This window comes from Streptomyces sp. NPDC026301 (assembly GCF_055567935.1).
This window is the reverse complement of sequence record NZ_JBVHPN010000003.1, coordinates 401,168-427,553: the sequence shown is the minus strand read 5'-3', so window position 1 is coordinate 427,553 and position 26,386 is coordinate 401,168. Positions and strand designations below refer to the sequence as shown.

25 protein-coding genes and 1 other RNA gene are annotated in these 26,386 nt (G+C 72.0%); 21 read left to right on the top strand and 5 right to left on the bottom strand.

Annotation, left to right across the window (positions count from 1 at the left end; translation table 11 throughout):
• Positions 1–21: 21 nt before the first annotated feature.
• The gene (prfB, locus tag ACZ4MH_RS07670) at positions 22–1,134 is read left to right on the top strand and encodes a peptide chain release factor 2 (RefSeq protein WP_351601794.1); all 1,113 of its coding nucleotides are present in this window, start codon (positions 22–24) and stop codon (positions 1,132–1,134) included.
• A 340-nt stretch (positions 1,135–1,474) separates the two neighbouring features.
• Positions 1,475–2,350 carry a hypothetical protein gene (locus tag ACZ4MH_RS07665; RefSeq protein WP_467754391.1) on the top strand — a complete coding sequence of 292 codons (876 nt, stop codon included), beginning with the start codon at positions 1,475–1,477 and terminating at the stop codon, positions 2,348–2,350.
• A gap of 149 nt (positions 2,351–2,499) precedes the next feature.
• Here the strand turns inward: ACZ4MH_RS07665 and ACZ4MH_RS07660 are convergent, their stop codons facing one another.
• Positions 2,500–2,709 (bottom strand): hypothetical protein, encoded by a 210-nt coding sequence (locus tag ACZ4MH_RS07660; protein ID WP_351601800.1) that lies wholly within the window; start codon positions 2,707–2,709, stop codon positions 2,500–2,502.
• Positions 2,710–3,015: 306 nt separating this feature from the next.
• On the opposite strand from ACZ4MH_RS07660, the gene ftsE reads away from it, so the two are divergent.
• From ftsE to ACZ4MH_RS07630, 6 genes are all read left to right on the top strand, one after another.
• Positions 3,016–3,705, top strand: a complete 690-nt coding sequence (gene ftsE / locus ACZ4MH_RS07655) for a cell division ATP-binding protein FtsE (RefSeq protein ID WP_030250386.1) — start codon at positions 3,016–3,018, stop codon at positions 3,703–3,705.
• Between the two features lie 32 nt (positions 3,706–3,737).
• The gene (ftsX, locus tag ACZ4MH_RS07650) at positions 3,738–4,649 is read left to right on the top strand and encodes a permease-like cell division protein FtsX (RefSeq protein ID WP_351601804.1); all 912 of its coding nucleotides are present in this window, start codon (positions 3,738–3,740) and stop codon (positions 4,647–4,649) included.
• A 67-nt stretch (positions 4,650–4,716) separates the two neighbouring features.
• The gene (locus ACZ4MH_RS07645; RefSeq protein WP_467754390.1) at positions 4,717–5,937 is read left to right on the top strand and encodes a S41 family peptidase; all 1,221 of its coding nucleotides are present in this window, start codon (positions 4,717–4,719) and stop codon (positions 5,935–5,937) included.
• Between the two features lie 18 nt (positions 5,938–5,955).
• Entirely contained in the window at positions 5,956–6,474 is a 519-nt protein-coding gene (gene smpB / locus ACZ4MH_RS07640; protein ID WP_351599249.1) for an SsrA-binding protein SmpB, read from the top strand.
• A gap of 143 nt (positions 6,475–6,617) precedes the next feature.
• Positions 6,618–6,988, top strand: a transfer-messenger RNA (tmRNA) gene (gene ssrA, locus ACZ4MH_RS07635).
• Positions 6,989–7,120: 132 nt separating this feature from the next.
• Positions 7,121–8,098: an extracellular catalytic domain type 1 short-chain-length polyhydroxyalkanoate depolymerase gene (locus tag ACZ4MH_RS07630; protein ID WP_351599248.1), complete on the top strand. Its 978-nt coding sequence runs from the start codon at positions 7,121–7,123 to the stop codon at positions 8,096–8,098.
• Here the strand turns inward: ACZ4MH_RS07630 and ACZ4MH_RS07625 are convergent.
• Complete coding sequence (locus ACZ4MH_RS07625) at positions 8,046–9,350, bottom strand: MFS transporter (RefSeq protein ID WP_467754406.1); 1,305 nt, start codon at positions 9,348–9,350, stop codon at positions 8,046–8,048. The genes ACZ4MH_RS07630 and ACZ4MH_RS07625 overlap by 53 nt on opposite strands.
• A 156-nt stretch (positions 9,351–9,506) precedes the next feature.
• On the opposite strand from ACZ4MH_RS07625, the gene ACZ4MH_RS07620 reads away from it, so the two are divergent.
• The 7 genes from ACZ4MH_RS07620 (at position 9,507) to ACZ4MH_RS07590 (ending at position 18,058) form a co-directional block, all read left to right on the top strand.
• A complete protein-coding gene (locus tag ACZ4MH_RS07620) occupies positions 9,507–10,475 on the top strand; it encodes a LysR family transcriptional regulator (protein ID WP_351599247.1) in 969 nt (322 codons plus the stop codon).
• Between the two features lie 147 nt (positions 10,476–10,622).
• A complete protein-coding gene (locus ACZ4MH_RS07615) occupies positions 10,623–11,984 on the top strand; it encodes a nitrate/nitrite transporter (RefSeq protein WP_351599246.1) in 1,362 nt (453 codons plus the stop codon).
• Between the two features lie 218 nt (positions 11,985–12,202).
• Positions 12,203–13,399 carry a uroporphyrinogen-III synthase gene (locus ACZ4MH_RS07610; RefSeq protein WP_351599245.1) on the top strand — a complete coding sequence of 399 codons (1,197 nt, stop codon included), beginning with the start codon at positions 12,203–12,205 and terminating at the stop codon, positions 13,397–13,399.
• Positions 13,400–13,521: 122 nt separating this feature from the next.
• Positions 13,522–14,115 (top strand): CGNR zinc finger domain-containing protein, encoded by a 594-nt coding sequence (locus ACZ4MH_RS07605; protein WP_351599244.1) that lies wholly within the window; start codon positions 13,522–13,524, stop codon positions 14,113–14,115.
• A 153-nt stretch (positions 14,116–14,268) separates the two neighbouring features.
• Positions 14,269–14,757, top strand: coding sequence for a sigma-70 family RNA polymerase sigma factor (locus ACZ4MH_RS07600; protein WP_051862555.1), 489 nt, complete (start codon positions 14,269–14,271; stop codon positions 14,755–14,757).
• On the top strand, positions 14,754–15,515 hold the full coding sequence (locus ACZ4MH_RS07595; protein ID WP_351599243.1) for an anti-sigma factor family protein: 762 nt from the start codon (positions 14,754–14,756) through the stop codon (positions 15,513–15,515). The genes ACZ4MH_RS07600 and ACZ4MH_RS07595 overlap by 4 nt, the downstream gene beginning before the upstream one ends.
• Positions 15,516–15,604: 89 nt before the next feature.
• Positions 15,605–18,058: a HelD family protein gene (locus ACZ4MH_RS07590; protein WP_351599242.1), complete on the top strand. Its 2,454-nt coding sequence runs from the start codon at positions 15,605–15,607 to the stop codon at positions 18,056–18,058.
• Positions 18,059–18,270: 212 nt separating this feature from the next.
• On the opposite strand, the gene ACZ4MH_RS07585 is transcribed toward ACZ4MH_RS07590, so the two are convergent.
• Positions 18,271–18,477: a cold-shock protein gene (locus ACZ4MH_RS07585; RefSeq protein ID WP_030250355.1), complete on the bottom strand. Its 207-nt coding sequence runs from the start codon at positions 18,475–18,477 to the stop codon at positions 18,271–18,273.
• Between the two features lie 268 nt (positions 18,478–18,745).
• Between ACZ4MH_RS07585 and ACZ4MH_RS07580 the strand changes: the two genes are divergently transcribed.
• Positions 18,746–20,179, top strand: coding sequence for an NAD-dependent malic enzyme (locus tag ACZ4MH_RS07580; protein WP_351599241.1), 1,434 nt, complete (start codon positions 18,746–18,748; stop codon positions 20,177–20,179).
• 339 nt (positions 20,180–20,518) lie between these two features.
• Complete coding sequence (locus tag ACZ4MH_RS07575; RefSeq protein ID WP_003954777.1) at positions 20,519–20,800, top strand: HU family DNA-binding protein; 282 nt, start codon at positions 20,519–20,521, stop codon at positions 20,798–20,800.
• Between the two features lie 249 nt (positions 20,801–21,049).
• Here the strand turns inward: ACZ4MH_RS07575 and murA are convergent, their stop codons facing one another.
• Positions 21,050–22,387 carry a UDP-N-acetylglucosamine 1-carboxyvinyltransferase gene (murA, locus tag ACZ4MH_RS07570; RefSeq protein ID WP_351599240.1) on the bottom strand — a complete coding sequence of 446 codons (1,338 nt, stop codon included), beginning with the start codon at positions 22,385–22,387 and terminating at the stop codon, positions 21,050–21,052.
• Positions 22,388–22,670: 283 nt separating this feature from the next.
• On the opposite strand from murA, the gene ACZ4MH_RS07565 reads away from it, so the two are divergent.
• From ACZ4MH_RS07565 to ACZ4MH_RS07555, 3 genes are all read left to right on the top strand, one after another.
• Complete coding sequence (locus tag ACZ4MH_RS07565; protein WP_351599239.1) at positions 22,671–23,297, top strand: YqgE/AlgH family protein; 627 nt, start codon at positions 22,671–22,673, stop codon at positions 23,295–23,297.
• A 93-nt stretch (positions 23,298–23,390) separates the two neighbouring features.
• Positions 23,391–23,831 carry a hypothetical protein gene (locus ACZ4MH_RS07560; protein ID WP_351599238.1) on the top strand — a complete coding sequence of 147 codons (441 nt, stop codon included), beginning with the start codon at positions 23,391–23,393 and terminating at the stop codon, positions 23,829–23,831.
• Between the two features lie 15 nt (positions 23,832–23,846).
• Positions 23,847–24,140, top strand: a complete 294-nt coding sequence (locus tag ACZ4MH_RS07555; RefSeq protein ID WP_351599237.1) for a DUF3039 domain-containing protein — start codon at positions 23,847–23,849, stop codon at positions 24,138–24,140.
• A 134-nt stretch (positions 24,141–24,274) separates the two neighbouring features.
• On the opposite strand, the gene ACZ4MH_RS07550 is transcribed toward ACZ4MH_RS07555, so the two are convergent.
• The gene (locus ACZ4MH_RS07550) at positions 24,275–24,709 is read right to left on the bottom strand and encodes an SSI family serine proteinase inhibitor (protein ID WP_351599236.1); all 435 of its coding nucleotides are present in this window, start codon (positions 24,707–24,709) and stop codon (positions 24,275–24,277) included.
• 770 nt (positions 24,710–25,479) lie between these two features.
• On the opposite strand from ACZ4MH_RS07550, the gene ACZ4MH_RS07545 reads away from it, so the two are divergent.
• Positions 25,480–26,376 (top strand): FAD binding domain-containing protein, encoded by an 897-nt coding sequence (locus tag ACZ4MH_RS07545; protein WP_351599235.1) that lies wholly within the window; start codon positions 25,480–25,482, stop codon positions 26,374–26,376.
• The last annotated feature ends 10 nt before the right edge of the window (positions 26,377–26,386 follow it).

Below are 26,386 nucleotides of genomic sequence, written 5' to 3'. Positions count from 1 at the left end.
CCCAGCCGTTAGGCTGGAGGCGTGGCAGTCGTCGATGTATCCGAAGAGCTGAAGTCCCTCTCCTCGACCATGGGGTCGATCGAGGCCGTCCTGGACCTCGACAAGATGAGGGCCGATATCGCTGCGCTCGAGGAGCAGGCAGCGGCCCCCGACCTCTGGGACGACGTGGAGAACGCCCAGAAGGTCACCAGCCGGCTGTCCTACCTCCAGGGGCAGCTGCGCAAGGCCGAGGACCTGCGAGGCCGCGTCGACGACCTCGAGGTGCTCTTCGAGCTGGCCGCCGACGAGGCCGACGAGGACACCCAGGCCGAGGCGGAGGCCGAGCTGATCTCGGTCCGCAAGGCGGTCGACGAGCTGGAGGTGCGTACGCTCCTGTCCGGCGAGTACGACGCCCGTGAAGCCGTGGTCACCGTCCGCGCCGAGGCCGGCGGCGTCGACGCCTCCGACTTCGCCGAGAAGCTGCAGCGCATGTACCTGCGCTGGGCCGAGCGGCACGGCTACAAGACGGAGCTGTACGAGACCTCGTACGCCGAAGAGGCCGGCATCAAGTCGACCACCTTCGCCGTCAACGTGCCGTACGCCTACGGCACGCTCTCCGTGGAGCAGGGCACGCACCGCCTGGTCCGGATCTCCCCGTTCGACAACCAGGGCCGCCGCCAGACGTCGTTCGCCGGCGTCGAGGTGCTGCCCGTCGTCGAGCAGACCGACCACATCGAGATCGACGAGTCCGACCTGCGGGTGGACGTGTACCGCTCCTCGGGCCCCGGCGGCCAGGGCGTCAACACCACGGACTCCGCGGTCCGCCTCACGCACCTCCCGACCGGCATCGTGGTCTCCTGCCAGAACGAGCGCTCGCAGATCCAGAACAAGGCCACCGCCATGAACGTCCTCCAGGCGAAGCTGCTGGAGCGGCGCCGCCAGGAGGAGCAGGCCAAGATGAACGCGCTCAAGGGCGACGGCGGCAACTCCTGGGGCAACCAGATGCGGTCGTACGTCCTGCACCCGTACCAGATGGTCAAGGACCTGCGGACGGAGTTCGAGGTCGGCAACCCGCAGGGTGTGCTGGACGGCGACATCGACGGCTTCCTGGAGGCCGGCATCCGCTGGCGCAAGCAGCAGGAGCAGGAGAAGTAAGCCGAGGTCGAAGCCGAGGCCGAGGCCGAGGCCGAGACATCGGAGGCAACCGTCGCCTGTGGGGCGGCGGTTGCTTTTTGTTGTGGTGATTTGGTTACAGTCGTACGCCGCCGACCCCCATAAAGCGCTGCAATACGGTCATCCGCTCTTTATTTGACCTTGACGGTCCGTTGGGATCTGGGAAGGGTAGAGCGCGGCATGCGTATGTCTGGGGCGCGTGTGAAACGGGGATCCTGGCGAACCGCCCGCTCAGCGGAGCCGCGAGTCGCGTACCCCCATCGGCCGTCGCCCCGCACAGAAATGCCCCAATGACACATGAGCTACTGGGGGTAGCAGGCAGATGACCAAGAAGACGCGGGTGCGCGTGGCGCGCGTTGCGGCCGGCGCTGTGATCGCGCTGGGCGCGTCGCTGACCGTGACGGGCGCCGCTTCGGCCGCCGAGCCGGGCGCTCAGGCCCAGGAGGACGACGGCATCATCGGCGGTCTCATCGGTGGCCTCATCGGCGGCGGTGACGGCGGCCAGTCCGACGGTGGCCAGTCCGACGGCGGCCAGGCCGGTGGCGACACCGGTGGTGACGACGGCGGTCTGATCGGCGGCGAGGACGACGGCGGCGCGATCGGCGGTGACGACAGCGGTGGCGCGGTCGGCGGCGAGGACGACGGCGGCGCGATCGGCGGTGACGACAGCGGTGGCGCGGTCGGCGGCGACGACAACGGCGGCGTGGTCGGTGGCGACGACAACGGTGGCGCGGTCGGCGGTGACGACAACGGCGGCCAGAACGGTGGCGACAACGGCATCGGCGGCGGCAACGGCGGCAACGGCGGCGACAACGGCATCGGTGGCGGCAACGGCGGCGATGGCGGCAACGGTGGCGACAACGGCATCGGCGGCGGCAACGGCGGCGACAACGGCGCCACCGGCGGCAACGCCACTGGCGGCGACGCCAACGGCGGCGACGACGGCACCGGTACCGACAACGAGGGCACCAAGCCGATCGAGCAGCCGGGCGACTCCAAGGAAGACATCGCCAACACGCCCGGTCAGGCCCAGGACACGCCCAAGGGCGGTCAGCAGCAGGCCGGCGGCGAGCTGGCCGAAACCGGTTCGTCCGGTACGACCTTCCTGCTGATCGGTGCGGCGACGATGATCGCCGGTGGCATCGGCTTCCGCATGATGCCGCGCCTGATCAACAAGGGCGGTTCCGCCGCGGCCTGAGGCCCCGGCGCGGCACCGTGAAACGTGCCGCAGCGGCATGACGCACAGCGAAGGGCCCGGCGCGCAATCCGCGCCGGGCCCCTTTGCGTATGCGGTCTTGTCCGTATGCGGCTGTCCGTATGCGATGTCCGTATGCGATCTCGTCGAGATCAGCCGGGGGTCAGCCCACCCGTCGCCAGCAGGCCCACCGCGACCAGCGCCACCAGCAGCACCACGAGGGTCGCCGGGGTGACCTGCGCGAAGAGCCCGGTCAGGCCGCTCTGCTGCTGCAGTCGCTCCCTGCTGGCCCGGCACACCGGACAGCGGCCCTCGCTCACGGGGGCCGCGCAGTTGGCGCACACCAGTCGGTCGTACGTCATGCGACCTCCTTCTCACCAGCTCCAACGCGCGGGCCGGCGCATTGGTTCCCTCTTCTACTGTGCCAGCTCGCCGGCCCCTCGGCGCGCGTACCGGAATCCTCGCAGCGCACGGCACGTTCAGGCCGCGCGCGGGCCGTCGGCGGGAGCCGGAATGTGTTCGTTTTGTCCCCGTAGGTGCCGTGAATAAACGCACCAAGACCGGACGCCGACTGCGCCGCGCCTCGTGGTTCGCGTATGGTCACGCTCACCGACGGGAGCCGCAACTCGGCAACCCGTGCCCCTACCCAGGTCGACCGTGGTGCATCTGTGATCCGATTCGACAACGTCTCCAAGACTTATCCGAAGCAGAACCGCCCCGCTCTCAGGGACGTCTCGCTCGAGATCGAACGAGGCGAGTTCGTCTTCCTGGTGGGCTCGTCGGGCTCCGGCAAGTCCACCTTCCTGCGGTTGCTCCTGCGCGAGGAGCGGGCCAGCCACGGTGCGGTGCACGTACTGGGCAAGGACCTCGGAAAGCTGTCCAACTGGAAGGTCCCGCAGATGCGGCGCCAGGTGGGCACGGTCTTCCAGGACTTCCGGCTGCTCCCGAACAAGACCGTCGGGCAGAACGTCGCGTTCGCCCTGGAGGTCATCGGCAAGCCGCGCGGCCAGATCCGCAAGACCGTCCCCGAGGTGCTCGACCTCGTCGGCCTGGGCGGCAAGGAGGACCGGATGCCGGGCGAGCTGTCCGGTGGTGAGCAGCAGCGCGTGGCGATCGCGCGGGCGTTCGTCAACCGCCCGATGCTGCTGATCGCCGACGAGCCGACCGGCAACCTCGACCCGCAGACCTCCGTCGGCATCATGAAGCTGCTGGACCGGATCAACCGCACCGGCACGACCGTGGTCATGGCGACCCACGACCAGCAGATCGTCGACCAGATGCGCAAGCGGGTCATGGAACTAGAAAAGGGCCGGCTCGTACGCGACCAGTCGCGCGGCGTGTACGGCTACCAGCACTAAGCGTGTACGGCCCCCAGTACTGAAAGGACGCCATGCGCGCCCAGTTCGTCCTGTCGGAGATCGGCGTCGGTCTCCGCCGTAACCTCACGATGACCTTCGCCGTCATCGTCTCCGTGGCTCTCTCGCTCGGCCTCTTCGGCGCCTCGCTGCTGATGCGCGACCAGGTCAGCACGATGAAGGGCTACTGGTACGACAAGGTCAACGTCTCCATCTTCTTCTGCAACAAGAACGACGCCGACTCCGGCGCCAACTGCGCCAAGGGCGCGGCCACCACGCAGCAGAAGAACGACATCCGCGCCGAGCTGAACCGGCTGCCGATCGTCGAGAAGGTGAGTTACGAGTCCAGCGACCAGGCGTACAAGCACTACAAGGAGCAGTTCGGCGACACGCCCGTCGCGGGCCTCGTCACCCCCGACCAGCTGCCGGAGTCCTTCCGGGTCAAGCTGAAGGACCCGACCAAGTTCGCGGTCATCAAATCGGCCTTCAGCGAGCGGCCCGGCGTCCAGGAGGTCCAGGACCAACGGGACACCGTGGAGCCGCTGTTCAACCTGCTCAACGGCATGAACATCGCCGCGCTGTGCGTGATGGGGCTGATGCTGGTCGTTGCGCTGCTGCTGATCGTCAACACCGTACGGGTGTCGGCGTTCAGCAGGCGGCGGGAGACCGGGATCATGCGGCTGGTGGGCGCGTCCAGCTTCTACATCCAGATGCCGTTCATCCTGGAGGCCGCCATCGCGGGCCTGATCGGCGCCGGGTTCGCCTGTGTCCTGATCGTCGGCGGCAAGTTCATCCTCGTGAACAACTGGCTGGCGGAGAAGATCCAGGTGATCAACTTCATCGGCTGGGACTCCGTGGTGGCCGTGCTCCCATTGGTCCTGCTCATCGGTCTTCTGATGCCGGCGCTCGCCGCGTTTTTCGCGCTCCGCAAGTATCTGAAGGTGTGAGTTATGCCAAGAGCGCCGTGCGGGCAACTGCCCGTACGGCGCTTCTTTCTGGCCTAGACTCACCGGCATGTCGGGCCGATTGCACTTTGTCCGGCCCCGCCGCATCCGCCGCGGGGCGGCCCTGACGTTGGTCTTCGCGAGCGTGCTCGGTACGGGCGCGGCAGCCGGTACTTGGGGCGGCGAAGGCCGAGAAGGGGCGGAGCACCGGATACCGGTACGTACCGTCGCCGACGGCCGGTCGGCCGCGGACGGCACGGCGGACCGCGAGGCCGTCGAGCGGGCCGCCAGCGAGGCGATCAAGGACGGCAAGTCCGGCAGCCAGGCCGCGGCCGACGTGGTCAGCCGCAGCGGCGACCGCTGGTCCACGGTCTACACCGCGGGCGAGTACGAGGACTTCAGACAGCAGCTCGACGGCGAGTACGTCGGCGTCGGCCTGTGGCTGCGCCAGGCCGAGGGCGGTCATGTCCGCGTCTCCCGCGTCCGCCCCGACAGCCCCGCGGCCCGGGCCGGCATCGCGCCCGGTGACGCGCTGCTCGCCGTCGACGGCCGCACCACCCGGCACCGCCCGGTCACCGAGGTCGTGGCGCGGCTGCGCGGCGACGCCGGTGCCGAGCCGCGCACCCGGGCCGCCGCCGCCCCCGGTACGCCCGTCGCGCTGAAGCTCCAGCGCGCGGACCGGCACTGGTCAGCGACGCTGCACCGCGCCCGGCTGCGCACGGCGAACGTCACGGTCGAGCGGCCCGCGGCGCCCGGGGGCATGACCCGGATCAAGGTCGAGGCGTTCGCCAAGGGCACCGGCGAGGAGGTGCGCGAGGCGGTCCGCTCGGCGCCGCCCGGGGGCCTTCTGCTGGACCTGCGCGGCAACACCGGCGGCCTGGTCGGTGAGGCGGTCACCGCGGCCGCCGCGTTCCTCGACGGCGGCCTGGTCGCCACGTATGACGTGCGCGGCAGCCAGCGCGCGCTGTACGCCGACCGCGGCCGGGCCACGAAGTCGCCGCTGGCCGTGCTGGTCGACGGCGGCACGATGAGCGCGGGCGAGCTGCTGGCGGGGGCGCTGCAGGACCGCGGCCGGGCGGTGGTGATCGGCTCGCCGACCTTCGGCAAGGGCTCGGTCCAGATGCCCAGCAAGCTCGCGGACGGCTCGGTCGCCGAGCTGACCGTCGGCCATTACCGCACGCCGTCCGGCCGCGGCGTCGACGGCCGCGGCATCACCCCCGACATCCCCGCCGACGACCGGGCGGAGAGCCGGGCCAGAACAGTAATGAGTGGCCTCGGAGGTGGGTCGTAGTGCGAAAATGGCCGCACTATGGCTAAGGCGAACGCGAAAACGAAGGCGAAGCGGCAGGCCGCGGAGGCCGGGCGCAAGCTCATCGCGCAGAACAAGAAGGCGCGCCACGACTACCTCATCATCGACACCTACGAGTGCGGCCTCGTGCTCTCGGGCACGGAGGTGAAGTCGCTGCGGCAGGGTCGGTCTTCGCTGGTGGACGGCTTCGTCCAGATCGACGGCGGCGAGGCGTGGCTGCACAACGTGCACATCCCCGAGTACGCGCAGGGCACGTGGACCAACCACGCGGCACGCCGCAAGCGGAAGCTGCTGCTGCACCGCGAGGAGATCGACAAGCTGGCGGCGAAGTCCCAGGAGACGAGCCACACGATCGTCCCGCTCCAGCTGTACTTCCTGAAGGGCCGTGCGAAGGTCGAGATCGCGCTGGCAAAGGGCAAGAAGGAGTACGACAAGCGGCAGACCCTGCGTGAGCAGCAGGACCGCCGCGAGGCGGACCGGGTGATCTCGGCGGTGCGCCGCCGGGAGCGGGGGGCCTGACCTGGGCGGAAGGCCCGGCGAAAGCCCCTGGGAATATGCTGGCACGGTGCCATGTTGTTCCCGTACGATGGCACATGTACCCCGAGGTGACGGGGTGCGGGGCTCTCCGCGAGACGGAGCGTCCGGCTTTGAAAAAACAACATGGGGATGATCGGTTTCGACAGCGGATGTCGAAGCAGGGGAAGCGTGTCGAGGAAGCGGCAATGATCTCGTTAACCATATGTCGCAACCAATAATCGCCAACACCAAGCGCGATTCCTTCGCCCTCGCTGCCTAAGTAGCGACCTGCGAAGTGTCAGCCCGGGGATGATCCCGACCCGGTTCCTGGCATCAGCTAGGGGTCTTATCCACTGAGCCCGGTCACGGGGCTGAGTGGAGACATCAAACAGTGACTGAGCCCGTCGGAGACTTGTCCGCGTGATCTCCGGGGCCGAGAAAATCGCAGCGGACTGCACACGGAGAAGCCCTGATTCTGCACCGTTGGACGCGGGTTCGATTCCCGCCATCTCCACTCATCCCATGTGGGCACGAGCCCCGCCGCCGTAAGGCAGCGGGGCTTTTGTCATGTCGGTCCCATGGTGCGGACGCCGGATGTGGCGTCCCGCGCCATATCGGGCGCCGCCCTGCGCTCCTACCGTCCTCGGGCATGTACAAGACAACCAAGCGCACGCTGAGCGTCCTGGTCGCGGCCCTGCTGGCCGCCCTCTTCCCGCCGTCGCCGACGACGGCACACGCGGCCCCCGGCGCCATCGAGGAAGTCACCGGCTTCGGCAGCAACCCGGGGGCGCTGCGGATGTACCGCTACGCCCCGCAGGGGCTGCCCGCCGGCCGCCCCGTGGTCGTCGCGCTGCACGGCTGTACGCAGAACGCCACCGCCTACGGCAAGCAGAGCGGCTGGACCGAGCTCGCCGACCGCTGGGGCTTCTCCGTGGTCTTCCCGGGCCAGACCGGCGCCAACAACCTCAACTCCTGCTTCAACTGGTTCCAGGCGGGCGACATCGAGCGCGGCCACGGCGAGGCCGCGTCCATCCAGCAGATGACCGCCCGGCAGCTCGCCGACGTGGGCGGCTCCAAGGCGTACGTCACCGGGCTCTCGGCCGGCGGCGGGATGACGGCGGTGATGATGGCCGCGTACCCGGAGACGTACGCCGCGGGCGGCGTCGTCGCGGGCCTCCCGTACGGCTGCGCGCAGGCAGCCGGCTCGCCGTACGTGTGCATGTACGTGGGCGCGACCCAGACGCCCGCGCAGTGGGGCGACCGGGTGCGGGCGCAGAACCCCGGCTACACCGGCCCCTGGCCCCGGCTCACGGTCTTCCAGGGGACGGCCGACACGACCGTGAAGCCGGTGAACATGGCCGACCTCGTCGAGCAGTGGACGAACGTGCGCGGCACCGACCAGACCCCGGAGAGCACGGACACCGTGGGCGGCTATCCGCATGCGGTGTACCGGGACGCGGGCGGCGCGGTCGCCGCCGAGACGTACTCGATCACCGGCATGGGGCACGGACAGCCGTTGGACCCCGGTACGGGCCCCGCGCAGTGCGGCACGGCCGGCGCGTACATGCTCGACGTCAATCTCTGCGCCGCGTACGAGATGGGCAGGGGCTGGGGCCTGGACCGCTGAGCCCCGCCCCGGCGCGGCGGCCCAGGAGCGTCACGGTCAGGGCGAGGGCCGCGGCGGCCACCGGCACGGCGTATCCGGAGCCGTCCGGGCCCAGCTGGTCCGTGGCCCAGCCGCCCGCCGCCGAGCCGGTCGCGATGCCGGCCAGCAGGGCCGTCACGGCGAGCGTCAGGCCCTCGTTGACCTGGCCGGCGGGCGTCAGGGCCTGCACCCGGCCCATGCCGGTGACCATGGTCGGGGCCGTCGCCATCCCGGCCACCAGCAGGGCGCCCGCCAGCACCGCAGGGCTGCCGCTCGCCGCCCCGAGGAGCGGCAGCAGCATCAGGACCGCCATGGCCGCCACACAGCCCGTGAAGCGTGCGGCGGGCCGTCCGGCGGGCGGCAGCAGCCCGTACAGCAGGCCCGCGGCGCACGACCCGGCCGCCTGCAGCGCCAGGATGCCGCCCGCCGCCGCCCGTATGCCGTGCCCGTCGGCGAACCCGATGGTGACGACCTCCAGCGACCCGAAGACCGCGCCCGTGCACAGGAAGGTCAGCAGGAGCGGCGGCAGTCCGGGGCGGCGCAACGGGGAGCGGGTGCGGTCCGTACAGGGCGCGAGCGGCGGCTCCGTACGGCGCTGCGCGGCGAACAGCAGCACGCCGGTCAGCAGCAGCCCGGCCCCGGCGAGCGTGCCCGCCTCCGGGAACAGCGCCGTGCACAGGAAGGCCGCGAGCACCGGGCCGAGCATGAAGCACGCCTCGTCCGCCGCCTGTTCGAAGGAGTTCGCGGTGTGCAGGGCGCGCGCGTCGGTACGGAAGAGGTGCGCCCAGCGGGCGCGGGACATGCCGCCGGTGTTGGGCGTGGTGGCCGTGCAGAGGTACGCCGCGAAGAGCGTCCAGGCGGGCGCGTCGAGCCGTACGCACAGCACGAGGGCCAGCGACCCGGCCACCGCGAGCAGGGCGGCGGGCGGCGCGATCCTGGCCTGCCCGTACCGGTCGACCAGCCGCGCGGTCCACGGCCCGGCCACCGCCGTCGCCGCGAGCCCGGTGGCGGTCACGGCCCCGGCCAGCGCGTACGAGCCGCGCGACCCCGCGATCATCAGGACCGCGCTCACGCTGAACATGCCCATGGGGAGCCGCGCCAGGAGGTTGGCGGCGGTGAAGGCCCGGGTGCCGGGCACGGCGAAGATCCGGGCGTACGGGCGGAGGAACGGCAGCCGCGGGGTGCCGCGCGGCGGGCGGCGGCGCGGCCGTACGGGAACGGGCGGGGCCGTCACAGGCCGGGAGGCGAGGAAGAGGATCACCCGTTCACGATCGGGCCGGCCGCCCCGGACCGTCCAACACCTCTTCACCACGCATTCACCGTCTCTCGTTGTCAATCCGTTGGCCGGACGGTCTCCATCCAGCCACTTCGTCTTTGTCACCATGGGTGCGTGCCTCACGACATAGAGCCGCGACTGCTGCGGGCCTTCACGGCCGTCGCCGACGAGCTCCACTTCACCCGTGCCGCCGCCCGCCTGTACGTGGCTCAGCAGGCCCTCAGCCGCGACATCCGCCGTCTGGAGCGCGACCTCGGCACCGTGCTGTTCCTGCGCACCACTCGTCAGGTGCGCCTCACCCCCGAAGGCGAGCGGCTGCTCCCGTATGCGCAGCGCGTGCTGGCCGCGCACGACGAGCTGGCCGCGGCGTTCCACGGAGGCGGCGGCCACGAGCGCCCGCTGCTCGTCGACGTCGGCGCGCCCGTGGGCACCGCGCACCGGGTGCTGGAGCGGGCCCGGGCGGCGGCGCCCGGCCTGGAGTTCGCAGCCCGCTTCCACAGCGGCCTGACCGGCGCCGCCGAAGGGCTGCTGACGGGCGGCCTGGACGTGTCCTTCGGGCGGATCGCGGGCCTGCCGCGCGGCGTGCGGTCCCGGCTGGCCCACCACCCGGTGCGGTACGAGCCGATGGCCGTTCTGCTGCCCGAGGAGCACCCGCTGGCCGCACGCGCGGCCGTGCCCCTGGACGCGCTCGCGGGGGAGACGCTGTACACGGGGGCGGGCAACGCGCACACGGCGGAGTGGACCGGCCTGGCGGCACGCCTCTTCGAAGGGCGCGGCATCCGGGCGGCGGCGCCGTACCCGGAGATCGACGGCCCGGCCGAATTCCTCCGCGTCGTACGGAAGCGCGGCTGGTCCGTGCTGGCCAGTGTCGAGTTCATCGAAGCGCCGGGGATGGTGCTGCGGCCCCTCGTGGACCCCGTACCGCTGTCCCCGGTGTCGGTCGTCTGGCGCCGGGGGCTGCGCCACCCCGGGCTGGACGCGCTGCTGGCCGCGGCGCGTGAGCTGGGCGCGGCCGGCGGCTGGCTGGCCCGCCCCGAGGGCGCCTGGCTGCCGCCCGAGGACGCCCGACTGATGGCGGCGTGAGCGCCGCGGAGGGTGCCCCGGCCGATACTCACCGTGGCGCGCCGTCCCGGGTGAGCGCGATATTGCGTCGGTGACACCTGGCGGCACCGCGGCGAAACGCGCCGTCCCTAGCGTCGGACCGGGAGACCCCGAGAGCTGGGAGGCGCGATGACGGCGGTACGCAAGGGCAAGCGGTGGATCGAGGAGTGGGACCCCGAGGACGAGGCGTTCTGGCAGAGCGGGGGTGAGCGGATCGCGCGGCGGAACCTGTGGTTCTCCGTGCTGTCCGAGCACATCGGGTTCTCCGTGTGGAGCCTGTGGTCGGTGATGGTGCTCTTCATGGGGCCCGAGTACGGCGTGGACCCGGCCGGGAAGTTCTTCCTGGTCGCGATGCCGACGCTGGTCGGCGGGGTGCTCCGGGTGCCGTACACGTTCGCCGTGGCGCGCTTCGGAGGGCGGAACTGGACCATCATGAGCGCGACGCTGCTCCTGGTGCCGAGCGTCGTCGCGGCCTTCGTGATGACGCCGGGCACGTCGTACACCACCTTCATGGTGGTCGCGGCGCTCACCGGGGTCGGCGGCGGCAACTTCGCCTCCTCGATGACCAACATCAACTCCTTCTACCCGCTGCGCAAGAAGGGCTGGGCACTCGGCCTGAACGCGGGCGGCGGCAACATCGGCGTGCCCGTCATCCAGCTGCTGGGCCTGCTGATCATCGGTACGGCGGGCGCCGCGCACCCGCGCATCGTGCTCGCCGTCTACATCCCGCTGATCGTGCTCGCCGCGGTGTGCGCCGCGCTGTTCATGGACAACCTGGCGCCGGTCACCAACGACACGGGCGCGGCCAAGGAGGCGGCGCGCGACCCGCACACCTGGATCATGTCGCTGCTGTACATCGGCACCTTCGGGTCCTTCATCGGCTACAGCTTCGCCTTCGGGCTCGTGCTGCAGAACCAGTTCGCGCAGACCCCGCTGCAGGCGGCCTCGCTGACCTTCATCGGGCCGCTGCTCGGCTCGCTGATCAGGCCGGTCGGCGGAAAGCTCGCGGACCGCTTCGGGGGCGCGCGGATCACCCTGTGGAACTTCGCCGCCATGGGCGCGGCGACGGCCGTCGTGATCGTCGCCTCGGTACAGAAGTCGCTGCCGGTCTTCCTCGTCGGATTCATCGCGCTCTTCGTGCTGACCGGGCTCGGCAACGGCTCCACGTACAAGATGATCCCGGCGATCTTCCAGGCCAAGGCGGTCTCGCGCGGACTGGCGGACGAGGCGGCTGCGGCGTACGGGCGGCGCCTCTCGGGCGCGGCGATGGGACTGATCGGCGCGGTCGGCGCGCTCGGCGGGCTGGGCATCAACCTGGCGTTCCGGCAGGCGTTCATGACCGCGGGCTCCGGCACCCCCGCCTTCGTGTCCTTCCTCGTCTTCTACGCCCTGTGCCTGGCCGTGACCTGGGCCGTATACCTCCGGCGCCCGGTGGCGCAGCCGGACCTGCGCACCGAAGAAGCGCAGCGCCCGGCATACGCGGAAGTGTGACCGGTCGTACCCGAGGAGTGGCCCCGGCGGGAACGTCCGGGGCCTCTCGGGCGTAACACTGGAGAAATAACGGTGAACCCGGGTCGTCACGGACCCTTGGCAGCATCAGGAACCCATCCGGTCTGTGGGCCCGCCCTGGGACGGGCGCCCCGGAGCCCGGTGAGGCCAGGCCGCCGTTGAGCCGGCGCACAACATTGCGAAGCGGGACGAGAGCCAACATGCACGAGGGACAGCGAAACGACCCACAGGACGACAGCGGTCAGCGTCAGCAGGGCGCCGAGCGGGGCGGCGGGCTGCCGCTGGCCGGGTTCACGGTCGGGGTGACCGCGGCCCGCCGCGCCGCCGAGCTGGGCACGCTGCTGGAGCGCCGCGGCGCCGAGGTCGTACACGCGCCCGCGCTGCGCATCGTGCCGCTCACCGACGACGCGGAGCTGCTGGCCGCCACCAAGCAGCTCATCGACGACGCGCCGGACATCGTCGTGGCCACCACCGCCATCGGCTTCCGCGGCTGGGTGGAGGCCGCCGAGGGCTGGGGCCTGGGCACGGCGCTGCTGGAGCGGCTGGGCGGCGTGGAGCTGCTCGCCCGCGGCCCGAAGGTGCGCGGCGCGATCCGCGCGGCCGGCCTCACCGAGGAGTGGTCGCCCGCCTCGGAGTCCATGGCCGAGGTGCTGGACCGGCTGCTGGAGGAGGGCGTGGACGGCAAGCGGATCGCGGTACAGCTGCACGGCGAGCCGCTGCCCGGCTTCGTGGAGTCGCTGCGCGCCGCGGGCGCCGAGGTGGTCGGCGTCCCGGTCTACCGCTGGATGCCGCCGCAGGACATCGGCCCGGTCGACCGCCTCCTGGACGCCATCCTGGCGCGCACGGTGGACGCGGTGACGTTCACCAGCGCACCGGCCGCCGCGTCGCTGCTGCGCCGCGCCGAGGAGCGGGGCGTCCACGGCGAGGTGCTGGACGCGCTGCGGCACGACGTACTGCCCGCGTGCGTCGGCCCGGTGACCGCGCTGCCCCTGGAGAACCACGAGATCGCCACGGTCCAGCCGGAGCGCTTCCGGCTGGGCCCGCTGGTGCAGCTGCTCTGCCACGAACTGCCGGGCAGGGTACGCCCGTTGCCGGTGGCCGGGCGCCGCGTGGAGATCCGCGGGCACGCGGTCCTCATCGACGGCGAGCTGCGGCCCGTGCCGCCCGCCGGCATGTCTCTGCTGCGTGCGCTGGCGAAGCGGCCCGGCTGGGTCGTCTCGCGCGGCGACCTGCTGCGCGCGCTGCCGGGAGCGGGCCGCGACGAGCACGCGGTGGAGACGGCGATGGCCCGGCTGCGGGTGGCGCTGGGCGCCCCGAAGCTGATCCAGACGGTGGTCAAGCGCGGCTACCGACTGTCCCTGGACCCGCACGCGGAGACGAAGTACGCGGACGCGTAAGGGCGTTGGCCCCCGGCCGGGCCGGGGACGGCTCGCACGCCGGCACGGTGCCGAGGGTTCCGCCCGTGCACCGGGCCGGGCACTCTGGAGGGAGACGTTGTCCCCGAAGGAGTGACAGGCACATGGCGGCGCCTTACGACCTGCGGTTCGACTGCGGGCGGATCTGCCTGGACCTGGTGGCCACGACCGGCGAGCCGCCGGCCGAACGGCTCCTCGGCCCCGACCACTTGCGCGCCTGGCTCGTCGGCGCGGGCGTCGTCCCGCGCAGCAGCGCACTCGACGCCGTCGACGGCAGCTGGGTCGCGCGCTTCCGGGCGCTGCGCGAACTGCTGCGGCGCATCGTGCACGACGAGATCCGCGGCCGGGCGGCCGACCGCGACCTGGCGCTGCTCAACGCCACCGCCGAGGCCCCGCCCCCGCCCGAACGCGCCGTACGCGGCGCGGACGGCGTACTGGAGCGCCGCCCGGCGCGCCCGCCGGACTGTGCCGGGCTGATGTCCGCGGTCGCCCGCGACGCCGTCGGGATGCTGACCGACGCGGTGGCCCGCGGCCAGCTGCGGCAGTGCGAGGGCGAGGCGTGCTCGCGGATCTACCTGGACACCTCGCGCGGGCGCCGGCGGCGCTGGTGCTCCAGCGAGGTGTGCGGCAACCGCGAGCGGGTGGCCCGCCACCGCCGCCGCGCCACCCTCGGCCCGGCCTCCCGCGTCACCGGCTGAACACCTCCCGCGTCACCGGCTGAACGCCGGAGTCCCCGCGTCCGTACTCCCCTGGACCAGCCCGTACGGAAGGCTGTCCGTCCCCTCGACCCGGGAGTGGCGTTGCGCAAGGATGCCGTCGTGGCCGACCGGACGACGCCCGACGAAGAGCTCATGCGGGCCCTGTACGAGGAGCACGCGGGACCGCTCCTCGCGTTCGTCCTGCGGCTGGTGGCGGGCGACCGGCACCGCGCCGAGGACGTGGTGCAGGAGACCCTGCTGCGCGCCTGGCGCAACGCCGACCAGCTGCAGCGCGCGACCGGCTCCGTACGCCCCTGGCTGGTCACCGTGGCCCGCCGGATCGTCATCGACGGGCACCGCAGCCGCCAGGCCCGGCCCCAGGAGGTGGACGCCGCGCCCCTGGAGACGCTGCCCGCCGCCGACGAGATCGACCGCGCGCTGCGCCTGATGACGATCTCCGAGGCGCTGGCCGACCTCAGCCCGGCGCACCGGGAGGCCCTGATCGAGACGTACTTCAAGGGACGTACGGTCAACGAGGCGGCGGAGGTGCTGCGGGTACCGCCCGGGACCGTACGGTCGCGGGTCTTCTACGCGCTGCGCTCCCTGAAGCTCTCGCTGGAAGAACGAGGAGTGACGGCGTGAACCGGCCCCACCCGCCCGCCGAGCCGGCGGCCCACACCGACGCCGGCGCCTACGCGCTCGGCGTCCTGGACGCCGCCGACGCCGCCCGCTTCGAGGAACACCTCGCGGGCTGCGACCGCTGCGCCGCCGAGCTGGACGGCCTGCTCGGCCTGGAGCCGATGCTGGCGGGCCTCGCCGACGACGGCACGGGCGCCCCGCCGGACGCCGCCACGCTCGTCCCGACGCCCTCCCGGCGCGTCCTGAGCGGCCTGCTCGGCGAGGTCGCCGCGGCCCGGCGGCGCAGGCGCGGACGGCGCCTCGCGCTCGTCGCGGCCGCCGTCGCGCTGATCGTCGGCGGGCCGTTCGCCACCCTGGCCGTCACCGGGGACGAGCCGCAGCCGCCGCGGCAGACCGCGAGCCCGGCCGAGCAGATGTACGACAGCGGCGGCCACAAGCACACCGCGGTCGACCCGGTCACCAAGGTCACCGCCGGCGTGACGATGGCCGACCGCCCCTGGGGCACCTCCGTCGCCCTCCGCCTCGGCAACGTCAAGGGCCCGCTGCGCTGCTCCCTCGTCGCGGTCGGCAAGGACGGCGCACAGCAGACCGTCACGACGTGGGCGGTGCCGTACGGCGGGTACGGCATCAAGGGCGGCAGTACGAAGTGGAGCCGGCAGCCCCTGTACACCAACGGCGGCGCCGCCATGCACAGCGCCGACATCGACCGCTTCGAAATCCGCACCCTCGACGGCGAGCGGCTGGCCGCCGTCGACGTGTGACCGGCTCCCGGACGCGCCCGGCAGGTGCGCCCGCGACCTGCTTCGCGTACGGTTGACGGCTGCCCTACGCACAGCAGAAGGGGGCCTGGGTGGCCGCGCAGAACGCCACGCACGCGCCGGAGAATTCCACGCACGCGCCGGATTCCGTACCCGACGGCGACCCGGTCGCGGACGGCGACTCCGTCCGCGACCGGGAGATCGCGGGCGAGCAGACGCACCTGGACCGGGTGTACCGGCGCCTCGAGGAGAAGATCGACGAGGCGCAGTTCCTGATGGCCGACGCCGCCAAGCGCGGCCAGGTCGGCACGCCCGGCGCGCTCGCCGAGCGGGACGCGCAGGTCTTCCAGGCCGGCGTCCACCTGCACCGCCTCAATTCCGAGTACGAGGACTTCCTCTTCGGCCGCATCGACCTGCTCCTGGGCAAGGACGGCAAGCGGGGCCCGGACGGCGCGTACACCTCCGTCGAGCCCGCCGACGGCGCGATCGGCGCCGACCACCGCGCGGAGATCGCCGAGACGCTGCACATCGGCCGCCTCGGCGTGCTGGACGCGGACTACACGCCGCTGGTCATCGACTGGCGGGCGCCGGCCGCCGCGCCGTTCTACCGGGCCACGCCCGTCTCCCCGGGCCGCGTGGTGCGCCGCCGCGTCATCCGCTCCAAGGGTCGCCGCGTCCTGGGCGTCGAGGACGACCTGATGCGCCCGGAGGTCACCGCCACCCTGGACGGCGAGGAGCTGCCGGCGATCGGCGACGGCGCGCTGATGGCGGCCCTCGGCCGGGCCCGCAGCCACTCCATGCGCGACATCGTCGCCTCCATCCAGGCCGAGCAGGACCTGGTGATCCGCGCGCCCGCCGCCTCCGTCACCGAGGTCGAGGGCGGCCCCGGTACGGGCAAGACAGCGGTCGCCCTGCACCGCGCCGCCTACCTGCTCTACCAGGACCGGCGCCGCTACGCGGGCGGCATCCTCATCGTCTCGCCCACCCCGCTGCTGGTCGCCTACACCGAGGGCGTGCTGCCCTCGCTCGGCGAGGAGGGCCAGGTGGCCATCCGCGCGCTGGGCTCGCTGGTGGAGGGCGCGGAGGCCACCGCGTACGACCCGCCCGAGGTGGCCCGCATCAAGGGCTCCTCGCGGATGGTGAAGGTACTGCGCAAGGCGGCCCGTGGCGCGCTGGAGCTCACCGCGGAGGGCGCGCCCTCCGGGGAAGCGGACGGCCAGCTCGCCTTCGGTGACTTCGGTGCCTTCGGCGACGAGGAGGAGGCGGCCCCGGCCGTACCCACCGACCGCCTCCGCGTCGTCGCCTTCGGTGCCCGCGTCGAGCTGGACGCCGCCGAGCTGCGCCGCATCCGGCAGGCCGTGCTCGGCGGCACCGCGCCGGTCAACCTGCTGCGCCCGAGGGCCCGCCGGCTGATCCTGGACGCGCTGTGGGCGAAGACCGGCGGGGACCGCCGCTACAGCGACCCGGAACTGGCCGCCGAGGCCCGGTCCGGCTTCGACGAGGACATCACCACCGAGCAGGACTTCGCCGACTTCCTCAACGCCTGGTGGCCGGAGCTGACCCCGCGCCGGGTGCTGGCCGCGATGACCGACGAGAAGCTGCTGGGCCGCTGGTCGCGCCGGGTGCTCCAGAACCGCGAGGCACGGAAGCTGGCCCGCTCGCTGAGCCGCCTGGACGCGCAGGGCCGGGGCCCGCTGTCCGTCCACGACGTCGCGCTCCTGGACGAGCTGCAGACGATCCTCGGCGCCCCGGCACGCCCCGCCCGGCCCCGCGAGGCCGACCCGCTGGACCAGCTCACCGGCCTGGAGGAGCTGACCACCTTTGCGGACCGTAATTCCTCGGGGCGCAGCCGCCGCGAGCGGCTCGCGGAGGAGCGTACGGACTACGCGCACGTCATCGTCGACGAGGCGCAGGACCTCACGCCCATGCAGTGGCGGATGGTCGGCCGCCGCGGCCGGCACGCGACGTGGACGGTGGTGGGCGACCCGGCGCAGTCCTCGTGGCCGGACCCGGACGAGGCCGGCGAGGCGCGGGACGAGGCGCTGGGCACCCGCCCGCGCCGCCGCTTCACCCTCACCGTGAACTACCGCAATCCCGCCGAGGTCGCCGAGCTGGCGGCCCGGGTGCTGGCGCTGGCCATGCCGGGCATGGTCGCGCCGGAGGCGGTGCGCTCCACGGGCCTGCGGCCGCGGTTCGCCGTCGCGGGGGACCGGCTGGGGGATTCCGTACGGGAGGAGGCGCGCCGGCTGCTGGACGAGGTCGACGGCACGGTCGGCGTGGTGGTCGCGATGGACCGCCGGGAGGAGGCCCGCGGCTGGCTCGCGGACCTGGACGACCGCGTGGTGGCGCTGGGCTCGCTGGAGGCCAAGGGGCTGGAGTACGACGCGACGCTGGTGGTCTCGCCCGCCGAGATCGCGGACGAGTCGCCGGCCGGGCTGCGGGTGCTGTACGTGGCGCTGACCCGGGCCACGCAGCGGCTGACGGTGGTCTCCGGCGCCCGCGACGAGCCGGACGCGGACGGGGTGCCGGACCTGCTGCGGGACTGAGGGCCGACAAACCTCCGGCGGACTCCCGCGACGGGAATCGCTTACAGAGAAGGTTTGTTAGCCTGTATGTGGCACCGGCCCGATCCAAGCCCCCGGGCCCAACCATAGTCGCTTAGAGCGACCACTTGCCGCGAGGCGAGCATGGCGGGTCGGTGCCACCTAAGGCTTCACCAGAAGGCGTCGCGGAGAATTCCGTGGCGCCTTCTCCGCGTTCAGCCGATCACGCGGACCTGTTCCGCCTGCGGTCCCTTGCGGCCCTGGGCGATCTCGAACTCCACCCGCTGGGTGTCCTCCAGATTGCGGAAGCCGTCGCCACTGATCGAGCTGTAGTGGACGAAGACGTCCGGTCCTCCGTCCTCCTGCGCGATGAATCCGTAACCCTTCTCGGAGTTGAACCACTTCACGGTGCCCTGAGCCATATCGCCCGTCCTTGCGTGTCTTGGGGTGCTGCGCGCCAGATACTAAGGGCGGTACGCCAGATTTCCTCCCTATTCAGGCCGTTTTTCAAGCGAAGGAGTGGGGGGTTCCGCCGAGCTGACTAGCTCTCGTATTGTGGAAGTGTCTTTCCGAAACTTGTGGCTGGTTACCGTGTACTGGCTGGTAGGTGGGACGATCGAACGATGCGCAGGGCATCCGAGCTCCTGGGACAGCGCATAGGGAAACAAGGGAAAGCAGAGGAAGTCGGCCATGGCAACGGCGCCTAGCGTCTCGTATTCGATGACGGTGCGACTGGAAGTTCCCGCGAGCGGCACCGCCGTCAGCCAGCTCACCACGGCCGTGGAGTCCTCCGGCGGGTCGGTCACCGGCCTCGACGTGACCGCCTCCGGCCACGAAAAACTCCGGATCGACGTCACCATCGCCGCGACGTCCACCGCGCACGCGGACGAGATCGTCCAGAAGCTGCGGGAGATCGAGGGCGTCTCGCTCGGCAAGGTCTCCGACCGTACGTTCCTGATGCACCTCGGCGGCAAGATCGAGATGTCGTCGAAGCACCCGATCCGCAACCGTGACGACCTCTCGATGGTCTACACGCCCGGCGTCGCCCGCGTCTGCCAGGCCATCGCCGACAACCCCGAGGACGCCCGCCGCCTGACCATCAAGCGCAACAGCGTCGCGGTGGTCACCGACGGCTCCGCCGTCCTGGGCCTCGGCAACATCGGCCCGAAGGCCGCGCTGCCGGTCATGGAGGGCAAGGCGGCCCTCTTCAAGCGCTTCGCCGGCATCGACGCCTGGCCGATCTGCCTGGACACCCAGGACTCCGACGCGATCGTGGAGATCGTCAAGGCCATCGCCCCCGGCTTCGCGGGCATCAACCTCGAAGACATCTCCGCGCCCCGCTGCTTCGAGATCGAGGCGCGGCTGCGCGAGGCCCTGGACATCCCGGTCTTCCACGACGACCAGCACGGCACCGCCATCGTCGTGCTCGCCGCCCTGACCAACGCGCTGCGCGTGGTCGGCAAGGCCATCGGCGACGTGCGCGTGGTGATGTCCGGCGCGGGCGCCGCCGGTACGGCCATCCTCAAGCTGCTGATCGCGGCCGGCGTCAAGCACGCCGTCGTCGCCGACATCCACGGCGTGGTGCACGCGGGCCGCGACGACCTGGTTTCGGCCGACCCCGACTCGGCGCTGCGCTGGATCGCCGACAACACCAACCCCGAGGGCGTCACCGGCACCCTCAAGCAGGCCGTGGTCGGCGCCGACGTGTTCATCGGCGTCTCGGCGCCGAACGTGCTGGCCGCCGAGGACGTGTCCCGCATGGCCGACGGCGCGATCGTCTTCGCACTCGCCAACCCCGACCCGGAGGTCGACCCGGCGGAGGCCCGGCAGACCGCCGCCGTCGTCGCCACGGGCCGCTCGGACTTCCCGAACCAGATCAACAACGTGCTGGTCTTCCCGGGCGTCTTCCGCGGCCTGCTGGACGCGCAGTCGCGTACGGTCAACGAGGAGATGATGCTGGCCGCGGCCGGCGCGCTCGCGGACGTCGTCCTGGAGGACGAGCTGAACGCGAACTACATCATCCCCAGCGTCTTCAACGACAAGGTCGCGGGCGCGGTCGCCGGCGCCGTCCGGGACGCCGCGAACGCCGCCGCCACGGCCGTGACGGGCGGCACGACGGCCTGAGCACGGCGCGTCGCACGACACGTGGCCCTCAGGGCCCCCATAGGGTGGCGGGCAGCGCATGGCTGGCCGCCACTCGGTGATCGGGCCCGAGACATGGTGCGGAGCGTCACCGGAGTGTCACCTTTCCGGAGCGATGGCGCTCTTCGTGTGACCCTCCAGGGCGCCGGATTGGCTTTACCGCCGCAGGTGGGGGCAGGATGCGTTACCGGGCGCGAGGGTCTGAACCACAGACCCGGGTCCGGGGACTGTCCGAGGGCCCTGGCAGCATCGGCTTCGCTGTGCCTGATGCGGCTCCGCCGCGTGGCACGCCCATTGGCAAGAAGAACACGGGAGTAATACATGAACCGCAGTGAGCTGGTGGCCGCTCTGGCCGACCGTGCCGAGGTGACCCGCAAGGACGCCGACGCCGTTCTGGCCGCGCTCGCCGAGACCGTCGGTGAGATCGTTGCCAAGGGTGACGAGAAGGTCACCATCCCCGGCTTCCTCACCTTCGAGCGCACCCACCGTGCCGCTCGCACCGCGCGCAACCCGCAGACCGGCGACCCGATCCAGATCCCGGCCGGCTACAGCGTGAAGGTCTCCGCGGGCTCCAAGCTCAAGGAAGCCGCCAAGGGCAAGTGATCCGGCACCGTGCTCCCGGGACGACGGAGCACGGTCCGCATCCCAGGAGAGGCAGCCATCCCGGCCGGATGGCTGCCTTTCGCATGGGTACGGGCCGCCGCGTGCGTGCCGAGCACTGGTGCGTACCGCGGCAGGGCCCGTGTACGGCCCTGAGAACGCCGAAGGGCGGGCACCCCGGCAAGGGTGCCCGCCCTTCGGCGTCAGGCGCTTCAGCCGTTACTGAAGCCGTTCACCGGCCCGACGCCACGGTCAGGCGCTCAGTGAGCCGTTCGGCAGCTCGACGTTCGCGCCGAGCGAGACCAGCTTGTCCATGAAGTTCTCGTAGCCGCGGTTGATCAGGTCGATGCCGTGCACGCGGGACGTGCCCTGTGCCGCCAGCGCCGCGATCAGGTACGAGAAGCCGCCGCGCAGGTCGGGGATGACCAGGTCGGCGCCCTGCAGCTTGGTGGGGCCGCTGACGACCGCCGAGTGCAGGAAGTTGCGCTGGCCGAAGCGGCAGGCCGAGCCGCCCAGGCACTCGCGGTAGAGCTGGATGTGCGCGCCCATCTGGTTCAGCGCGGAGGTGAAGCCGAGGCGCGACTCGTACACCGTCTCGTGGACGATGGACAGGCCGGACGCCTGGGTCAGCGCGACCACCAGGGGCTGCTGCCAGTCGGTCTGGAAACCGGGGTGCACGTCGGTCTCCAGGGCGATGGCGTTCAGCGGGCCGCCCGGGTGCCAGAAGCGGATGCCCGCGTCGTCGACCTCGAACGCGCCACCGACCCGGCGGTAGGTGTTCAGGAAGGTCATCATCTCGCGCTGCGAGGCGCCGCGTACGTACACGCTGCCCTCGGTGGCCAGCGCCGCCGACGCCCACGAGGCCGCCTCCAGGCGGTCCGGGAGCGCGCGGTGGTTGTAGCCGCCGAGCTTGTCGACACCGGTGATCCGGATGGTCCGGTCGGTGTCCATGGAGATGATCGCGCCCATCTTCTGCAGCACGCAGATGAGGTCCTCGATCTCGGGCTCCACGGCGGCGTTCGACAGCTCGGTGACGCCCTCCGCCAGTACGGCGGTCAGCAGCACCTGCTCGGTCGAGCCGACGGACGGGTACGGCAGCCGGATCTTGGTGCCGCGCAGCCGCTGCGGGGCCTCCAGGTACTGGCCGTCGTCCCGCTTCTCGATGACCGCGCCGAACTGGCGCAGCACGTCGAAGTGGAAGTCGACCGGCCGGCCGCCGATGTCGCAGCCGCCCAGGCCCGGGATGAAGGCGTGCCCGAGGCGGTGCAGCAGCGGGCCGCAGAAGAGGATCGGGATCCGGGAGGACCCGGCGTGGGCGTCGATGTCCGCGACGTTGGCGCTCTCCACGTGCGACGGGTCGAGGATCAGCTCCCCGGACTCATCGCCCGGGCGTACGGTCACGCCGTGCAGCTGCAGCAGGCCGCGCACGACGCGCACGTCGCGGATGTCGGGCACATTGCGCAGTCGGCTCGGCTCACTGCCGAGCAGCGCGGCGACCATGGCCTTGGGCACGAGGTTCTTCGCGCCGCGGACCTTGATCTCGCCCTCCAGCGGTGTGCCGCCGTGGACAAGCAAAACGTCGTCGGTCATGGATCTCGCGTTCCTGGAGACGGACAGGGACCAAGCTGAAATGGTAAGGGCGGTACGGGGGTAGTCCGTAGGGTCGAGCGGCCCTGGCGCGTGTAATAGCTTTGTCACAACACGTACGGTTTATCGGGCGGAACGCACCGTGATGTGAAAGAGGGCCCGGATGCCGGGTCGGTCGCACTGCGTCCCCTCCGCATCCCCTCCGCATCCCTTCCGGCCGGAGTGCGTGCATACGGGTGCGGCAATTGCCTCCCCGCGCCGGCCCGAAGTGCGGGATCATGTCGCCATGACCGAGGTGTCCTCGCTCACCGGCCGGCTGCTCGTCGCGACGCCGGCGCTCGCCGACCCGAACTTCGACCGGGCCGTGGTGCTGCTCCTCGACCACGACGAGGAGGGCTCGCTCGGCGTCGTACTGAACCGCCCCACGCCCGTCGGCGTGGCGGACATCCTCCAGCCCTGGGCCGAGCTGGCCGGCGAGCCCGGCGTGGTCTTCCAGGGCGGCCCCGTCTCGCTGGACTCGGCGCTCGGCGTCGCGGTGGTCCCGGGCGAGGCGGGTGAGCACGCCGACGCCCCGGTGGCGGGCGGCGACGCGGTCGAGGGGGCCGACACGGACGGCGACGGCCCTCTGGGCTGGCGCCGCGTGCACGGCGCGATCGGCCTGGTCGACCTGGAGGCGCCGCCCGAGCTGCTCTCCGCCGAGCTCGGCTCGCTGCGCATCTTCGCCGGCTATGCGGGCTGGGGCCCGGGCCAGCTGGAGGAGGAGCTGGTCGAAGGCGCCTGGTACGTCGTCGAATCCGAGCCGGGCGACGTCTCCTCCCCGTCCCCCGAGCACCTCTGGCGCGCCGTCCTCCGCCGCCAGCGCAACGAACTGGCGATGGTGGCGACCTATCCGGACGACCCTTCACTGAACTGAACTGCACTGCACTGAACTGCACTGAACAGCACTGAACTGCACTGATGAGGCGCTCCGCACCGACGCGCGGGGGACCGACGACGGGGGAGTCCGATGGCGACGTACCACCACGGAAGGCCGCAGCGGGAGCCGTACGTCCCGGAGCACCGCTCCGAGGCCGAGCTGAAGGCGGACCTCGTCCGCTCGACCCGCATGGCGCCGCACCGCATCTGCGCGGTCCTCGGCATCCTGCTGGGCGTGGGGGCCGCGGTGGCCCTCTTCGCGCCGGTCGGCTTCGCCTCCGCGCAGGTACGGGGCGACCGGGACGACCACCCCGGCTTCGATGACTACACGTACGCTTGCGGCTCCGTCCTCTCGCCCGCCGCGACCGTCGGCGAGCGCCGCATCGAGTTCAGCGACGAGTGCTCCGCCTACCGGACGCGCCGGGCCGGGTACGCGGGTCTGGCGTTGGCGGCCGCGGTGACCTCGGTCGGCGCCGGGGCCCTCCTCCGGGGGTCCGGGCGGGCCGCCGCGCCCGGTACGGCGCGCGCGTGAGTACCCTTGGCAGTTATGAGCACTCTTGAGCCCGAGCGCGGGGCAGGTACAGGCACCCTCGTGGAGCCGACACCGCAGGTGTCGAACGGCGACGGTGACCACGAGCGCTTCGCCCATTACGTCCAGAAGGACAAGATCATGGCGAGCGCGCTGGACGGCACGCCCGTCGTCGCGCTCTGCGGCAAGGTCTGGGTCCCGGGCCGCGACCCGAAGAAGTACCCGGTCTGCCCCATGTGCAAGGAGATCTACGAGTCCATGAGCGCCGGTGGCGACAAGGACAAGGGCGGCAAGGACGGCGGCAAGAAGTAGCCTCCGGCCCCGCACTTCGTACGGTGACGCCCGGCCCGCTCCCCATGGGGGAGGGGCCGGGCGTTCTGGCGTTCCGGTCTTCGCGTCGGCCGTACGCGCGTCTTCGTCAGCCGTCAGCCGTCAGCCGTCAGCCGTCAGCCGTCCGCGCGCCGGCTGAGGTCGAAGACCCCGGCGCTGTCGGCGCCGGCCGCGCAGAGGTTGGAGTAGCCGCGTACGACGAACGAGGCGCTGCCCTGCCAGATGCTCTTCGCGACGACCGTCACCGGCCGGTAGATCATCGGGCAGGCGCGGCGGACCGGCTCCAGCGCCCGGAAGTCGCCGTGCGCCCGCGTCAGGGCGCGGCAGGCCGCGTAGGGGCGCGGGTGGTTGCCCCCGGTGGGGAAGCAGTGCAGGTTCGCGGCGGCGATCACCTTGCCGCCGGTGCTCGTGCCCTGGTGGATGACGATGCTCGCCTCGCCGACCGGCGCCCGCTGGGGTGCGGCGGCGGCCGGCGCCGTAGCCGCCGAGAGGGGCAGCAGGCCGAGGGCGGCGACGGAGAGCAGGACGGCACGGACGCGTCTCTCGCGCATGGCGGATTCCTTACGATGGGCTGAAAGTTGGGTGAGACGGACATCTCGCCTCATGGATAGCCCTGCAGGGGTGCCGCGCGGCTGATTGTGGTCCGCAGGTGGCGTGTCGGGCGGCCGGCCTCGGCGGGGCGTGCCGCTGCCGCGGATGACTGCCGTGCGTAACCGTGCCTGCGCGGCCAGGAGTTACGGCGGGTCGCAGTCGGGAGATACGGCAGGTGGCAGCCGGGTGTCGCGGCAGGTCACAGCCAGGGGTTGCGGCAGGTCGGCGCGCGGCGGCGCATCGGACGCCCGATCGACGGACCGCCCCCAAACGTGTGAGCCCCCCGAAAGGCGGGCGCGGTGCGGCCGGGACCCTGGCACCGTGTACCCACGCCGTGGCGCGGGCATGCCGATCCAGTACGCCGGTCCGGTATGTCGACCCGGTATGTCGTCTCGGCATGTCGAACACCCGCGCAGAACCTGCCTGCGGGCGGTCATAAGACGTCAAGTGGCGTCAAGCGCGCGGCATGTGCGGTAAGTGCGGTAACGCACGGTGCTTGAGAAAGCTCGAGAAAGCTTGAGAAAGGTGGCAATACGCTCTCTTCGGAGGTCCGGGACGTGCCGGTACCGACCAGGGCCAACGCGCAGGTCGGTGACGGAACCTGCCTTCATGGACCCTCGCATCGTGGGCCTGCGAAGATGTGCCAGAGTTGCCACGTCCGGGCTGTGAGCACGTACCGTACGGCGAGGCGGAACAGCACAGCCGGGACACCGGGGAAGGGGCAGCTGGGTTGACCACGCACGCACCGCAGGCGTCGCATTCCGTGACGTTGCCGGCCTCGCTCGACGAGGCCGTGGCGGCGCTGGCCGCCATGCCCGCCGCCGTGCCTGTGGCCGGCGGCACCGATCTGATGGCCGCCGTCAATTCCGGGCTGCTGCGCCCGGCGGCGCTGGTCGGCCTGAACCGCATCAGCGAGATCCGCGGCTGGCAGTATCAGGACGGCCACGCGCTGCTCGGCGCCGGCCTCACCCTCGCCCGCATGGGGCGCCCCGACTTCGCGGCCCTGATCCCGGGCCTCGCCGCGGCGGCGCGCGCCGCCGGGCCGCCGCAGATCCGCAACGCCGGGACGCTCGGCGGCAACATCGTCACGGCCGCGCCGACCGGCGACACCCTGCCGGTACTGGCGGCCCTCGAAGCCACCGTGATCATCGCGGGCCCGGGCGGCGCCCGCCGCGAGGTCCCGGTGAGCCACCTGCTCGCGGGCATGGAGATGCTGCGCCCCGGCGAGATCGTCGGCTTCGTACGGGTACCGCTGCTGCACGCGCCGCAGACGTTCCTGAAGGCCACCGGGCGGACGGGGCCGGGGCGCGCGGCCGCATCCGTCGCGCTGGTCCTCGATCCCGCACGCCGGGGCGTGCGGTGCGCGGTCGGCGCGGTCGCGATGATGCCGCTGCGCCCGCTGGACGCCGAGCAGTGGGTGGCCTCGCTCATCGACTGGGACAACGACCGCGGCCTGGCCCCCGAAGCGCTGACCGCCTTCGGGGACTACGTGGCCGCCGCCTGCATCCCGGACCCCGCGCCTCCGGAGGACGGTACGGAGGCGGCCACCCTGCCCCCCGCCGCCCTGCACCTGCGCCGTACGGTGGCAGCACTGGCGCGCCGAGCACTTGGGAGGGCGCTCTCGTGAGTGAGCGCAG